Genomic DNA, 14,765 nt, shown 5'->3' on the forward strand with positions numbered 1-14,765 from the left:
TTTGGACCGGAGCCGTGCAGGCGTGGCTCCGGTCCTTTAGTGTTCTGGCATATGCGACCGGACCCGCTGGCTCATAGTCTGGGCCAATGCCGGCGGCATAGTCGGAGCACAAAGGGGAAGAAGCAGCCGATGGTGGACCAACCGCCGCGCCCTGCTGCTCGGAAAGGTGGAGTGTCTCCATGTCAGTTCTTGAAAAGCAGGAAGCGGCGGCGGACCAGCGTTCGCGTCGCTCCGGCGGGCGCGAAGCGCGCCGCGCCATGCGGGCTGCACCCTTGGCCGACGACATCAAGCCGGTGCGCGCCGGCCTCGAAGGCGGCAGCTACGGACCGCTGACCCAGAACGACCAGGAACGCATCCACGAAGCGGTGCTGACGCTCCTGGAGACAGTTGGCTTTGCCAATGCCATCCCCTCTTGCATCGAAGCCTTGACAGAGGCCGGCGCCACCTATGGCGACGATGGGCGCATCCGCTTTCCACGAGCGCTCGTGCTCGACACGATCAAGAAAGCGGCAAGGCATTTCACGCTGCACGGCCAAGACCCCAAGCACGACATGCTGATCAAGGGTAAGCGCGTGCATTACGGCACGGCCGGAGCTGCCGTGCATCTGGTCGATGTCGAGAAGCGCGAATATCGCGAGTCGCTGCTGCAGGACATCTATGACGCCGCCCGCCTCGTCGAAGGGCTCGACAATATCCACTTCTTCCAGCGGCCGATGGTGCCGCGCGACATTCCCGATCCGCTCGAAATGGATTTCAACACGCTCTATGCCTGCGTGATGGGTACGTCCAAGCATGTCGGCACCTCGTTTACGGTGCGCGAGAATGTGCAGCCGGCGCTCGAAATGCTCTATGCCATTGCCGGAGGCGAGGAGAACTTCCGCGCCCGGCCGTTCGTGTCGAACTCGAACTGCTTCGTGGTGCCGCCGATGAAGTTCGCCGAGGACGCCTGCGGCGTGCTCGAGGCTTGCGTCGAGGGCGGCATCCCGATTCTCCTGCTGTCGGCCGGGCAGGCCGGCGCCACGGCACCGGCGGCGATTGCCGGTGCGGTGGTGCAAGCGGTGGCCGAAGTGCTGGCCGGTCTGGTCTATGTCAACGCCATCAAGCCGGGCCACCCGGCGATCTTCGGTACCTGGCCGTTCGTTTCGGATCTGCGCACCGGCGCAATGTCCGGCGGTTCGGCCGAGCAGGCAGTCCTGACCGCAGCGTGCGCACAAATGGCGCAATACTACGACTTGCCTGGCGGTTCAGCCGCCGGCATGACGGATTCGAAACTGCCCGATATCCAGTCCGGCTACGAAAAGGGCATCACCGACGTGATGGCCGGTCTCGCCGGGCTCAATCTCGTCTATGAATCGGCCGGCATGCATGCCTCCCTGCTCGGCTTTTGCCTGGAAAGCCTGATCATCGACAACGACATGCTCGGCCACTGCCTGCGCTGCGTGCGTGGCATCGAGGTGACTGACGAAGCGCTGTCGATCGATACCATTGCCGATGTCTGCCTGAAGGGTCCGGGCCACTATCTCGGCAATGAGCAGACGCTGCGGCTGATGCAGACGGAGTATTTTTACCCCGCCGTCGGCGACCGCTTTTCTCCCAAGGAATGGAACGAGAAGGGCCGGCCCGACATCTTGCAGCGGGCGATCATCGAGAAGAAGCGGGTGCTTGCCGAGCGCTTTCCACGCCATGTGCCGAAGCCGATCGACGACCGGCTGCGCGCCCGCTTTGGCGAAATGATCAAACTGCCTCGCGGCAGGATGGGCGGGTAAACAACGCTCCCGGAACAGCTATTCGGTGCCCAGCCCATAGCGCTCGACGACCTCGGCGCTGATCAGCTTGGCGTGCAGCGCCATCAGCACGATTTGCGCATCGAAACTGTCGCCGGCCTGCACGGCGGCCTCGACCCGGCGCTCCACGTCCTGCCGTTGCGGCAAGCCATGGGAGCTTTCGAAGGTTTCTGGCCCAGCAACGCAATAGCTGAACAATTGCGCCACTTCCGCATAGGCCTTGGTGGGCGGCTCGTCGGACCAGTGATCCTTCATCAGATTGACGATGGTGAGTTTTACGCCCTCCGGCACAAGGGCTGGGTGAAGGTCGGCGGTCCGCAATGCGACGTCGAGCTGTCTCAAATCGCTTGAGCGGCCGAACATTCCGAGAAAGCCTAGAGAAGAGCGCCGTCCCGCCATGAGTTCCAATCCGTTTCAACGCAATTAGGAGGTTCGCAAGCGGAATACAAAGGCCGTGGCCTTGGATCCTTCCTTATACGTGTCTCTCCCCTGCCGGGGGCGCCAGCAGATCGATGAGCCGGGACAATTGCGGTATGGCGATAGCGATTGTTGACGGATGGTTCTCGACCCTCGACCGGGACACGCCGAACGGAGCCCGAGAGGCAGCCTGATAGTTCAGGCCGCCTGTCAAACATCCAGCATCAGCAATCGTCGCCTGGAATAATCAGCGACTATCCCGAGGATAATCAGCGATTATCCTGGAATATCAGTGATTGTCCCTGGGAACACCGCTGGTATGCGCGACATCCTGGTATTTCACCGCTGGCTCCAGCACCATTCCCTCTGAGAACTGCGCCACCATGCCACGCTGGATCTCCTGCCAGGGCGTCTGGTGCTTGGGATAGTGATAACCGCCATTGTTCTGCAGTTCGGCGCGGCGGCGGGTGATCTCGTCATCGGTGACGAGGATATCGGCCGTGCCCTTGCGCAGGTCGATGCGGACACGGTCGCCCGTCTTCAACAGCGCCAGCCCGCCGCCGATCGCCGCTTCCGGCGAGGCGTTGAGGATCGACGGCGAACCTGACGTGCCCGACTGGCGACCGTCACCAATGCAGGCGAGCGCGTGGATGCCCTTCTTGATGAGATAGGCTGGCGGCTGCATGTTGACGACCTCGGCACCGCCGGGATAGCCGACCGGGCCAGCGCCGCGCATGAACAGGATGGTGTGTTCGTCGATGCCTTGCGCCGGATCGTCGATGCGGGCGTGGTAATCCTCCGGCCCGTCGAATACCATGGCGTTGCCTTCGAAAGCCTCGGGATCCCTGGGGTTGGACAAATAGCGCTCGCGGAACTCCGGCGAGATGCCGCTGGTCTTCATGATCGCCGAATCGAACAGATTGCCCCGCAGGTTGATGAAGCCGGCATTGGCTTTCAACGGCTCGGCCACGGTGCGGATGACCTCGATGTTCTCGTTGACGACCCCCTTGCAGTTGTCGCCGATCGATTTGCCGTTGACGGTGATGGCTTCGGGGAAAGGCAGCAATCCGCCTTTCATCAATTCGGCCACGACGGCCGGCACGCCGCCCGCGTGGTGATAATCTTCGCCGAGATATTCGCCTGTCGGCTGCAGATTGACGATGAGCGGGATCTTGAGCCCGACCTTCTGCCAGTCGTCATTGTCGAGCGGCACGCCGAGATGGCGGGCGATGGCGTTGAGATGGATCGGTGCATTGGTCGAGCCGCCAATGGCCGAGTTGACGACGATGGCATTCTCAAAGGCTTTGCGCGTCATGATATCGGACGGCTTCAAATCCTCGTGCACCATCTCGACAATGCGCTTTCCCGTCTCATAGGAAATCTGGCCGCGCTCGCGGTACGGCGCGGGAATGGCGGCCGAACCAGGCAACTGCATTCCAAGCGCCTCGGCCAGCGAGTTCATCGTCGTGGCGGTGCCCATGGTGTTGCAATAGCCGGTGGACGGCGCCGAGGAGGCGACGATATCCATGAACTCGTCATAGCCGATCTCGCCAGCCGATAGCCGCTGGCGCGATTCCCAGACGATGGTGCCCGAACCGGTGCGCTTGCCCTTGTGCCAGCCATTGAGCATCGGGCCGACCGACAGCGCAATCGCCGGGATGTTGACGGTGGCCGCCGCCATCAGCAGGGCCGGCGTCGTCTTGTCGCAACCGATGGTGAGCACGACGCCATCGAGCGGGTAGCCGTAAAGCACTTCAACCAGGCCAAGGTAGGCAAGGTTGCGGTCAAGAGCGGCGGTCGGGCGCTTGCCGGTCTCCTGGATCGGGTGGCAGGGAAATTCGAAAGGGATGCCGCCCATCGAGACGATGCCTTCGCGCACGCGCTTGGCGAGTTCGATATGGTGCCGGTTGCAGGGCGAAAGATCGGAGCCGGTCTGGGCGATGCCGATCAGTGGCTTGCCCGACATCAGTTCGGCGCGCGTCAGGCCGTAATTCAGGTAGCGCTCGAGATAGAGCGCCGTCATGCCCGGGTTGTCGGGATTGTCGAACCACTCCTGCGAGCGAAATTTTTTCTTGTGGGTGGGGGCGCCTGCCATTGGTAGTCTCCGTATTTGTAAGACAAATCGATATGGCAACGCGCGAGAGCAGGCAAGAGGGCGTGCGGTCGCAACCGGACTTTGGTGTGATAGACAGGCAGCCAGCCGTGCGTTAGGGCTTCATTCAGTCTTGTCCGGGAGGTTTTCATGGCTTTGGTGATCGAAGGCGAGGAGCGCATTGCCGCTTCCCTGCAAAAAGTGTGGGAAGCGCTGAACGATCCCGAGGTCCTGAAGGCGACCATTCCCGGCTGCCAGAGCCTGGAGATGAGATCGCCGACCGAAATGGCGGCGACCGTGGTGGTGAAGATCGGACCGATCAAGGCGACGTTCAACGGCGAAGTGACGTTGAAGAACCTGAAGCCGCCGCACTCCTACACCATCCAGGGTGAAGGCAAGGGTGGCATTGCCGGTTTCGCAAAGGGTGGTGCTGACGTGACGTTGGCATCAGATGGGCCCGATACCACGGTGTTGAAATACGCCGCCAAGGCCGATGTCGGCGGCAAGATCGCCCAGCTCGGCAGCCGGCTGATCGAATCGACCTCGAAGAAACTCGCCGGACAGTTTTTTTCCTCGTTCGGCGAGAAGGTCGGCGGCTAACCCTCTCCCTTGAGGGGAGGTTGCCTCGCAAAGCGAGGCGGGAGGGGTCGCCTCAGCTGCCTCAACTTTTCACTGAACTGCCTCGACCTTCGACAGAAGAAGTTGGAGCGCGTCACCGCAGACCCCACCCGGCCCTCCGGGCCACCCTCCCCTCAAGGGGGCGGGATATCCGCGCTACTCGAAGACAATACTCGGCACGGCGGCAGCAGCGGCACCACGCTCTTCGTTGACCCGGTCCCAAACCTTCGAAGCGATGTCGCGGTAGACTTTCGCCTCGGCGCCGTCGGGCTTCGAGACGACAACCGGCGCGCCGGCATCCGAGCTTTCGCGGATGCCCATCTCGAGCGGCACTTCGCCAAGGAAGGTGACGCCGAGACGGTCGGCCTCGCGGCGCGCACCGCCATGGCCGAAGATGTCGTAGCGTTTGCCGGTGTCCGGGGCGACGAAATAACTCATGTTTTCGACGATGCCGAGCAGTGGCACGTCGACCTTCTTGAACATGTTGAGGCCTTTTCGTGCGTCGATCAGGGCTAGATCCTGCGGCGTCGAGACGATGACGGCGCCGGCCAGCGGCACCTGCTGGGCCATGGTCAGCTGCGCGTCGCCGGTGCCCGGCGGCATGTCGACGACGAGCACGTCGAGCCGGCCCCATTCTACCTCGCGCAGCATCTGCGTCAGTGCCGACATCACCATCGGGCCGCGCCAGATCATCGGCGTCTCCTCATCGACGAGGAAGCCCATCGACATCACCTTCAGGCCGTATTTCTCCATCGGTTTCAAGATCTTGCCGTCGACGGTCTGCGGCCTGCCATGGATATTGAGCAGCCGCGGCATGGATGGGCCATAGATGTCGGCATCGAGCACGCCGACGCGCAGGCCGTTGGCGGCGAGGCCAAGCGCGATGTTGACGGCGGTGGTCGACTTGCCGACGCCGCCCTTGCCGGAAGCAACGGCAATGATTGCCTCTATGCCGGGCACGCCGCGTTTGCCGGAGCTGTGCGAGGCCGGCGCGTGCGGAGCAGCACGCGGCGCGGCAGCAGCGGGCGGAGCCGGCCTGGGTGCGGGGCGCGACGGGACCGGAGCCTCCATGCCGCCGCCCTTCTTTTCGGCCGTCAGGGCGACGACGGCGCCGGCGACACCGGGAATCGCCTTGACGACCCGTTCGGCGGCGGCACGCAGTGGCTCCATCTCCTGGGCGCGGGCGGCGGGAACGGTAATCGAGAAGAAGACCTTCCCGTCGGCGATGAAAATCTCCGAAACCATGCCGAGGTCGACGATGTTGCCGGTGAAATCCGGCCCGTTCACCGTCTTCAGACGCTCGGTGACGATTTCCTTGGTGACGTTCTGCTGGACGGCGGACATGATTTTTTCCTTGGACGTTCAGGCTTGAGATAATGCAGTTTCCGGACAGAACCAAGCCGTGGAGCAACAGCTGCCTCTGCGTGCCCGAAAAACGACGAGGCCTGTCTGATCGCCTGATCGAATGCATCCGCGGAAAACGGCAGCCAAGGTGACCGATCACTCCAGCAAGTTGACGGTCGCCAATCTGCCGTTGCGACCTATCTGCATGACCATGGTGAGCACGACAACCAGGGAAGGAGATCATCATGCTCGCAAACTTCAACGCAACGGCCAATCTCGCGGTAAAGGATCTCGCGAAAGCCAAGGCCTTCTATGAGGGAACGCTTGGCCTGAAGCAGGTGCACGATGAGGGCGGTGAACTGATCGTGTATAAAAGCGGCGACACAGCCATCAATGTCTATCATTCCCAATATGCCGGAACCAACAAGGCAACCGCGGTGACGTGGACCGTGGGCGACGAGATCGGCAATGTCGTCAAGGCGCTGAAGTCGAAGGGCGTCAGCTTCGAGCACTATGATATGCCGGGCTTGACACTGGAGGGCGACGTCCATGTCGGCTCCGGCATGAAGGTCGCCTGGTTCAAGGACCCAGACGGCAACATCCTGAACCTTGTGGACAGGTAGATGTCTTCGCCTACCTCGCCAGGCCGACCGCGAGGTAGGTGAGCGCCGAGATCATAGCGGTTGCCGGCAAGGTGACGATCCAGGCAATGACGATGCTGCTGGCAATGCCCCAGCGCACCGCCGAGACCCGGCGAGCGGCGCCAACGCCTATGATGGCGCCGGTGATGGTGTGCGTGGTCGAAACGGGAACTCCGAGCCAGGTGGCGGCAAACAGGGTGATGGCGCCACCGGTCTCGGCGCAAAAACCCTGCATCGGATTCAGCCGGGTGATCTTCGAGCCCATGGTGTGAACGATACGCCAGCCGCCGAACAGGGTGCCGAGGGCCAGCGCCGACTGACAGGTGAGTACAACCCACAGCGGCACATAGAAAGTCGCGCCGAGCATGCCTTGCGAATAGAGCAGCACGGCGATGATGCCCATGGTTTTCTGGGCGTCGTTGCCGCCATGCCCGAGCGAATAGAGCGAGGCGGAAAAGAACTGCAGGACGCGGAAGGTGCTGTCGACCGCAAACGGAGACTGGCGCACGAAGAGCCAGGAAACGGTCAGGATCAGGACGAGCGCCAAGACAAAACCGGTTGCCGGCGACACAACGATAGCAGCGACAGTCTTGCCGAGTCCCGTCCAGACGATGGCACCGAGCCCGGCCTTTGCCACCCCGGCACCGACAAGACCGCCGATCAACGCATGCGAGCTGCTCGACGGAATGCCGACCATCCAGGTTACGATGTTCCAGACGATGGCGCCGACAAGGGCGGCAAAGATCACCGCCGGCGTGACGACGCTGACGTCGACGATACCCTTTCCCACTGTCTCGGCGACGTGGAGACCGAAGAACATGAAGGCAATGAAATTGAAGAAGGCTGCCCACAACACCGCATATTGCGGCCTCAGCACCCGGGTGGAGACGATGGTGGCGATGGAGTTGGCCGCGTCGTGCAGGCCGTTGAGAAAATCGAAGAACAGCGCGACGGCCACGAGGCCGACCAGCACGGGAAAGGCAATGGTGGCTTCCATCACCTAAACATTCTCGATGACGATGCCGCTGATCTCGTTGGCGACGTCCTCGAATCGGTCGACCACCTTTTCCAGCTGGCCATAGATCTCGCTGCCGATCAGGTAGGCCATCGGGTCGCTGCTGCCATGCTTCCTGAAGAGATCCTTCAAACCCTGCTCGTGCAGATCATCGGCCCGGCTTTCGACGCGCATGACCTCTTCGGCGATGGCATTGAGGCGCACGGTGTGCGCACCAACCTTGCTGAGCAGCGGAATCGCCTCGGCCACCAACTTGGCGGCGGCGACGATGACGCCACCCATTTCCTGCATCAGCGGATCGAATTCCTTCTTTTCGAACAGCCTCACCGTCTTGACCGTCTTGTGCATCATGTCGATGGCATCATCCATCGATTGGATCAGGTCCTTGATGTCGCCGCGATCGAAAGGCGTGATGAAGGAGCGCCGCACCGCCAGCAGCACTTCCGCGGTGATATGGTCGGCTTCGTCTTCGAGATCGATGATTTTCTGGCCCCAGCGCTCGATGTCCTTGCCCTGGAGAAGCTGCTCCAGCGCCTCGGCGCCGCCGACCACCGTGCGGGAATGTCGTTCGAACAGTTCGAAGAAGCGATCTTCGCGCGGCAAAAGCTTGCGGAACCAGCCCAGCATGGTCGATCTCCCAGTTTCATCCACATAGCGCCGCATTCCGCCGGGGGGAACAGCTAGCCGGCTTAAAGATGTGGATGCAGGCCAATTGCGCATGGCGCTTGCGATAAAATGCAATTTCCCCGACCTTGCGTCGAACGACCGGAAGGATCGCATGATCGACAAGCTGGAATTCTTCATTGCGCTGGCCAGGGAGGAGCATTTCGGCCGGGCGGCGGAATTGTGCGGCGTGACCCAGCCGACGCTGTCGGCCGGCATCAAGCAGCTGGAGGGCCAGCTCGGGGTGATGCTGGTTTTGCGCGGCTCGCGCTTCCAGGGGCTGACGCCGGAGGGAAAACAGGTCCTGGTGTGGGCGCGCCGCATCGTCGGCGACACCCGTACCATGCGCGAGGAGATGCGCGCTGCGCGCTACGGTCTTTCGGGCCGCATCCGCATCGCCGCCATCCCGACGGCTCTGGCCATGGTGGCGCGGCTGACGACGCCGTTTCGGGCAAAGCATCCGGGCGTCACCTTCTCGGTGCTGTCGCGGACCTCGATTGAGGTGCTGTCGCTGCTGGGCAATTTCGACATCGATGCCGGCATCACCTATCTCGACAACGAGCCGCTGGGGCGGGTGACCAGCGTGCCGCTCTATGACGAGCGCTATCAACTGATCACCGCGATGGGAAATCCCTATTCCGACCGCGACAAAGTGACATGGGCGGAGCTCTCAAGCCTGCCGCTGTGCCTGTTGACGCCGGACATGCAGAACCGCCGCATCATCGACCAGCATCTGGCCGAAGCCGGCGTGCAGGTACGGCCGACGCTGGAATCCAACTCGATGATCGTGCTGTTTTCGCATATCCGGACCGGCAAATGGTCGTCGATCATGCCACTCAACCTCACTGAAACATTCGGCTTTTCCGAACCGATCCGGGCCATTCCGATCGTCGAACCGGACGCCAGCCACACGGTCGGCTTGGTGGCGGCGCCGCGCGAACCGCACACGCCGCTGGTCTCGGCGCTGTTGGACGAGGCGATGGCGCTGGCGGACGATTTCCACGCCCACCGCTAGGCTAACAATGCTGGATGGAGGACTGATAGAAATTTTCTATCAATCAACGAAACAGCTTTATTGATTCAGCAGGTTTCCTCTGATTTTGTAACGGCTTAGCGATAAAAGCTATCGACCAGGGAGGGCGCTGCTTGACGATGCAGCCTGCAAGTACCGAGATCACATCGCGCACAGCCGCGATCATCCATGAGTTGAAGGGCCTCGAAGGCCCGCTGCTGCCGATCCTTCACGGCATCCAGGAAGAGTTCGGCTATGTGCCCAAGGATGCGCTGCCGGTCATCGCCGAGGCGCTGAATATCTCCAGGGCCGAGGTGCACGGCGTCGTCACCTTCTACCATGATTATCGCAGCCATCCCGCCGGCCGGCATGTGCTGAAGCTCTGCCAGGCGGAATCCTGCCAGTCGATGGGTTCGGACGCCATCGCCGCCAAACTTAAGCAGTTGCTTGGCATCGGCTTCCATGAGACGGCCCGCGACGGTTCGGTGACGCTGGAGCCGGTCTATTGCCTGGGCTTGTGCGCCTGTTCGCCCGCGGCAATGCTCGATGGCCAGGTGATCGGGCGGCTCGATGACGAAAAGCTCGACGAAATCGTTGCCGAGGTGCGCTCATGATCCCGCGTATCTACATTCCCGGCGACTCCGGCGCGCTGGCGCTGGGTGCCGAAAAAGTCGCGAAGGCGATCGCAAGTGAGCTTGCCGAACGCGGCATCGAAGCCAAAATCGTGCGCAACGGCTCGCGCGGGGCTTACTTCCTCGAACCGATGGTCGAAGTGGCGACCGCTAACGGCCGGGTCGCTTATGGACCGGTCAAGCCGTCTGACGTCAAAAGCCTGTTCGACAGCGGCTTCCTCACCGGCGGCCATCACAAACGCTGGCTGGGCGCGCCGGACAAAATCCCCTTCCTGGCCAAGCAGACGCGACTGACTTTCGCACGCTGCGGCGTCACGGATCCGCTGTCGCTCGAATCCTACAAGAAATATGGCGGGTTGAATGGACTGACGAATGCGTTGGGACTGACGCCGGCCGCCATTGTCGCCGAGGTGACCGAATCCGGGCTGCGCGGGCGCGGCGGCGCGGGCTTCCCGACCGGCATCAAGTGGAAGACGGTGCTCGATACATCAGGCGACCGCAAATACATCGTCTGCAACGCCGACGAAGGCGATTCAGGCACCTTCGCCGACCGCATGATCATGGAGGGCGATCCCTTCGTGCTGATCGAAGGCATGACGATCGCCGGTATAGCCACGGGCGCGACGAAGGGCTTTGTCTATGTCCGCTCGGAATATCCGCATGCGGTGGCGGTGATGAACAAGGCCGTCGAAATCGCCCGCAAGGCCGGCGTTCTTGGCGCCAGCGTGCTGGGTTCGGCCTATGCTTTCGACATGGAGATCCGGGTCGGCGCAGGCGCCTATGTCTGCGGCGAGGAGACGGCGCTGCTGGACTCGCTCGAAGGCAAGCGCGGCATGGTCCGGGCAAAACCACCGCTGCCGGCTCACAAGGGGCTGTTCGGCAAGCCGACGGTGATCAACAACGTCATCTCATTGGCTTCGGTGCCTGTCATCATGGATAAGGGTGCGGCCTTCTACAAGGATTTCGGCATGGGCCGCTCGCGCGGCACGATCCCGATCCAGATCGCCGGCAACGTCAAACATGCTGGCCTGTTCGAAGCCGCTTTCGGCATGACGCTGGGCGAGATCGTCGACGGGATCGGCGGCGGCACGGCCACGGGGCTTCCCGTCAAGGCTGTGCAGGTCGGCGGACCGCTCGGCGCCTATTTCCCGCGCGCGCTGTTCGACACGCCGTTCGATTATGAGGCCTTCGCGGCCAAGGACGGCCTGATCGGCCATGCCGGCATCGTGGTGTTCGACGACACCGCCGACATGTTGAAACAGGCCCGCTTTGCGATGGAATTCTGCGCCATCGAAAGTTGCGGCAAGTGCACGCCATGCCGCATCGGCTCGACGCGCGGCGTCGAGACCATCGACAGAATTGCCGCGGGCATCGAACCGGAGAAGAACCTCGCTCTGGTCACCGACCTCTGCAACACGATGAAATTCGGCTCGCTGTGCGCGCTGGGCGGCTTCACGCCCTACCCTGTCATGAGCTCGATCACCCATTTCCCCGACGACTTCAAGCCCGCGCCCGTGCGCGTGGCTGCTGAATAGGAGCTGGCAGATGAACATCAAGGCCGACTTCCCGTCCCTCGTCGAAGAGATCGACTACGGAACCCCGGAATCGAAGGCGCAGAAGCAGGTCACGCTGAACGTCGACGGCCGCAGCATCACCGTCCCGGAAGGCACCTCGATCATGCGTGCCGCGATGGAAGGCGGGGTCGAGATCCCGAAGCTTTGCGCCACCGACATGCTGGACTCCTTCGGTTCGTGCCGTATCTGCCTTGTCGAGATCGAACGGCGCGGCGGCACGCCGGCCTCCTGCACGACACCCGTCGGCGAGGGCATGGTGGTGCGTACGCAGACCGAGCGGCTCGACGCCATTCGCCGCGGTGTCATGGAACTCTACGTCTCCGACCATCCGACTGGCTGGAACGAGAAGGCCGGAACCGGCGCCAGCGAATTCGATGCGGTGGCGAAGTCGATCGGCCTGACCGAGAACCGCTACGGCATCGAGGGCCGCAACCACGTCAAGCCGGAAGGTGGCGTGGCGCCCGGCCACGGCTCGCTGGCGGTCGATTACATCGCCCGCGATGAGTCCAATCCCTATTTCACCTATGACGCCTCGCAATGCATCGTCTGCTCGCGCTGCGTGCGGGCTTGCGAGGAGGTCCAGGGCACTTTTGCGCTGACCATCGAGGGCCGTGGTTTCGAATCCAGGGTCTCGGCGGGAATGCACGAGGCATTCATCGATTCGGAATGCGTTTCCTGCGGAGCCTGCGTGCAGGCTTGTCCGACCGATGCGCTGCGCGAGAAAACGGTGCTTGCCAAGGGCCTGCCGGAACGCTCGGCCGTCACCACCTGCGCTTATTGCGGCGTCGGCTGCTCGTTCAAGGCCGAAGTGAAGGGAGACGAGGTCATTCGCATGATGCCCTACAAGGAGGGCAAGGCGAACCACGGCCATTCCTGTGTGAAGGGCCGTTTCGCTTATGGCTACGCCACCCACAAGGACCGCATCCTGTCACCGATGATCCGGGAAAAAATCACCGATCCATGGCGCGAGGTGAGCTGGGAAGAGGCGATCGCCCACACGGCCAAGGAATTTCGCCGCATCCAGTACCAGTACGGACGCACCGCGATCGGCGGCATCACCTCGTCGCGCTGCACCAACGAGGAAACCTACCTCGTCCAGAAGATGGTTCGGCAGGGCTTCCGCAACAACAATGTCGACACCTGCGCGCGCGTCTGCCATTCGCCGACGGGCTACGGGCTCGGCCAGACCTATGGCACCTCGGCCGGCACGCAGGATTTCGACTCCGTCGATTACACCGACGTCGCCGTCGTCATCGGTGCCAATCCCGCTTCGGCCCATCCGGTGTTCGCCTCGCGGCTGAAGAAGCGGCTGCGCCAGGGCGCCAGGCTGATCGTGCTCGATCCGCGCCGCACCGAGATGGTCAAGTCGGCACACGTCGAAGCGGATTATCATCTGCCGCTGAAGCCCGGCACCAATGTCGCCGTGCTGACGGCGCTTGCGCATGTCATCGTCACCGAAGGTCTTTTCGACGAAGCCTTCATCCGCGAACGCTGCGACTGGACGGAGTTCCAGGATTGGGCGTCGTTCGTCGCCCTGCCGGAGAACAGCCCCGAAACCGTCGGTAAGCTGTCCGGCGTCGATCCAGAGGCGATCCGCGGCGCGGCCCGTCTCTACGCCACCGGGGGCAACGGCGCGATCTACTACGGCCTCGGGGTGACGGAACACAGCCAGGGCTCAACCACGGTGATGGCGATCGCCAACCTCGCCATGGCCACCGGCAATATCGGCCGGCCAGGCGTCGGCGTGAATCCGCTGCGCGGCCAGAACAACGTGCAGGGCTCGTGCGACATGGGCTCCTTCCCGCACGAACTGCCCGGCTATCGCCATATCTCCGGCGAAGCCGTGCGCGACATCTATGAGACCTTGTGGGGCGTGAAGCTGGACGACGAGCCCGGCTTGCGCATCCCCAACATGCTGGATGCCGCCGTCGACGGCAGCTTCAAGGGTATCTACATCCAGGGCGAGGACATTCTTCAGTCCGACCCCGACACCAAGCATGTCGCCGCTGGCCTTGCCGCGATGGAATGCGTCGTCGTGCACGACCTCTTCCTCAACGAGACGGCGAACTACGCCCATGTCTTCCTGCCCGGCTCGACCTTCCTGGAGAAGGACGGCACCTTCACCAACGCGGAGCGCCGCATCAACATGGTGCGCAAGGTTCTGGAGCCGAAGGCGCGCTATGCCGATTGGGAGGCGACGCAGGAGCTTGCCCGCGCGATCGGGCTGGACTGGAACTATCAGCATCCTTCCGAGATCATGGACGAGATCGCCATGACAACGCCGAGCTTCGCCGGCGTCTCCTTCGAGCTGCTCGACCGTGTCGGATCCGTGCAATGGCCTTGCAACGAGAAGGCGCCGCTCGGCACCCCGATCATGCATATCGACGGGTTCGTGCGCGGCAAGGGCAAGTTCATCCGCACCGAATATGTGGCGACGGACGAGAGGACCGGCCCGCGCTTCCCGCTGCTGCTTACCACCGGCCGCATCCTTTCGCAGTACAATGTCGGAGCGCAGACCAGGCGCACCGACAACATCATGTGGCACGGCGAGGACCGGCTGGAGATCCATCCGCACGACGCCGAGAACCGCGGACTGCGCGACGGCGACTGGGTCCGGCTGACCAGCCGCTCGGGCGAGACGACGCTGCGCGCGCTGATCACGGACCGGGTGTCGCCAGGCGTCGTCTACACGACATTCCATCATCCGGACACGCAGGCCAACGTCATCACCACCGACTTCTCCGACTGGGCGACCAACTGCCCGGAATACAAGGTGACGGCGGTGCAGGTCGGCGCCTCGAACGGGCCGTCGGAATGGCAGCGCGATTATGACGAGCAAGCCAGGCAGAGCCGTCGCATCGCGAAGCTGGAAGCGGCGGAGTAGCTGTGTCGAGGCTTTCGACAGCAAGAGCTTCAATCTCGACGGTTGGTCGACCCCCACACCCTCCGCAGAGCGACGCCCCCAAAACCCCC

General features: G+C 62.7%; 12 protein-coding genes. 7 read left to right on the forward strand and 5 right to left on the reverse strand.

What is annotated here, in order from left to right; all coding sequences use genetic code 11:
* Positions 1 to 179 precede the first annotated feature (179 nt).
* Entirely contained in the window at positions 180 to 1,766 is a 1,587-nt protein-coding gene (locus NKJ01_RS29755; protein WP_352733611.1) for a trimethylamine methyltransferase family protein, read from the forward strand.
* An 18-nt stretch (positions 1,767 to 1,784) separates the two neighbouring features.
* Here the strand turns inward: NKJ01_RS29755 and NKJ01_RS29760 are convergent, their stop codons facing one another.
* Together NKJ01_RS29760 and NKJ01_RS29765 are read right to left on the reverse strand one after the other, a co-directional pair.
* The gene (locus NKJ01_RS29760) at positions 1,785 to 2,183 is read right to left on the reverse strand and encodes a hypothetical protein (protein ID WP_352733614.1); all 399 of its coding nucleotides are present in this window, start codon (positions 2,181 to 2,183) and stop codon (positions 1,785 to 1,787) included.
* Positions 2,184 to 2,490: 307 nt separating this feature from the next.
* Positions 2,491 to 4,296, reverse strand: a complete 1,806-nt coding sequence (locus tag NKJ01_RS29765) for an IlvD/Edd family dehydratase (protein ID WP_352733617.1) — start codon at positions 4,294 to 4,296, stop codon at positions 2,491 to 2,493.
* Between the two features lie 147 nt (positions 4,297 to 4,443).
* Between NKJ01_RS29765 and NKJ01_RS29770 the strand changes: the two genes are divergently transcribed.
* Positions 4,444 to 4,893 (forward strand): SRPBCC family protein, encoded by a 450-nt coding sequence (locus NKJ01_RS29770; protein ID WP_352733620.1) that lies wholly within the window; start codon positions 4,444 to 4,446, stop codon positions 4,891 to 4,893.
* A gap of 174 nt (positions 4,894 to 5,067) precedes the next feature.
* Here the strand turns inward: NKJ01_RS29770 and NKJ01_RS29775 are convergent, their stop codons facing one another.
* Positions 5,068 to 6,255: an Mrp/NBP35 family ATP-binding protein gene (locus NKJ01_RS29775; RefSeq protein ID WP_352733622.1), complete on the reverse strand. Its 1,188-nt coding sequence runs from the start codon at positions 6,253 to 6,255 to the stop codon at positions 5,068 to 5,070.
* Between the two features lie 245 nt (positions 6,256 to 6,500).
* Here NKJ01_RS29775 and NKJ01_RS29780 point away from each other — a divergent pair, with 245 nt between their 5' ends.
* Entirely contained in the window at positions 6,501 to 6,878 is a 378-nt protein-coding gene (locus NKJ01_RS29780) for a VOC family protein (RefSeq protein ID WP_352733624.1), read from the forward strand.
* Between the two features lie 10 nt (positions 6,879 to 6,888).
* On the opposite strand, the gene NKJ01_RS29785 is transcribed toward NKJ01_RS29780, so the two are convergent.
* Together NKJ01_RS29785 and NKJ01_RS29790 are read right to left on the reverse strand one after the other, a co-directional pair.
* Positions 6,889 to 7,893, reverse strand: a complete 1,005-nt coding sequence (locus NKJ01_RS29785; protein ID WP_352733627.1) for an inorganic phosphate transporter — start codon at positions 7,891 to 7,893, stop codon at positions 6,889 to 6,891.
* Positions 7,894 to 7,896: 3 nt separating this feature from the next.
* Positions 7,897 to 8,538: a DUF47 domain-containing protein gene (locus NKJ01_RS29790; RefSeq protein WP_352733630.1), complete on the reverse strand. Its 642-nt coding sequence runs from the start codon at positions 8,536 to 8,538 to the stop codon at positions 7,897 to 7,899.
* Positions 8,539 to 8,689: 151 nt separating this feature from the next.
* On the opposite strand from NKJ01_RS29790, the gene NKJ01_RS29795 reads away from it, so the two are divergent.
* From NKJ01_RS29795 to fdhF, 4 genes are all read left to right on the forward strand, one after another.
* A complete protein-coding gene (locus tag NKJ01_RS29795; protein ID WP_023758219.1) occupies positions 8,690 to 9,589 on the forward strand; it encodes a LysR family transcriptional regulator in 900 nt (299 codons plus the stop codon).
* A 137-nt stretch (positions 9,590 to 9,726) separates the two neighbouring features.
* Complete coding sequence (locus NKJ01_RS29800; protein ID WP_502898127.1) at positions 9,727 to 10,200, forward strand: formate dehydrogenase subunit gamma; 474 nt, start codon at positions 9,727 to 9,729, stop codon at positions 10,198 to 10,200.
* Complete coding sequence (locus NKJ01_RS29805) at positions 10,197 to 11,753, forward strand: formate dehydrogenase beta subunit (RefSeq protein WP_352733636.1); 1,557 nt, start codon at positions 10,197 to 10,199, stop codon at positions 11,751 to 11,753. The genes NKJ01_RS29800 and NKJ01_RS29805 overlap by 4 nt, the downstream gene beginning before the upstream one ends.
* Positions 11,754 to 11,763: 10 nt before the next feature.
* Positions 11,764 to 14,676 (forward strand): formate dehydrogenase subunit alpha, encoded by a 2,913-nt coding sequence (gene fdhF / locus NKJ01_RS29810; protein ID WP_352733639.1) that lies wholly within the window; start codon positions 11,764 to 11,766, stop codon positions 14,674 to 14,676.
* Positions 14,677 to 14,765 lie beyond the last annotated feature (89 nt).

The organism is Mesorhizobium sp. M0276, from assembly GCF_040321755.1.
In the GTDB taxonomy this organism is placed as follows: domain Bacteria; phylum Pseudomonadota; class Alphaproteobacteria; order Rhizobiales; family Rhizobiaceae; genus Mesorhizobium.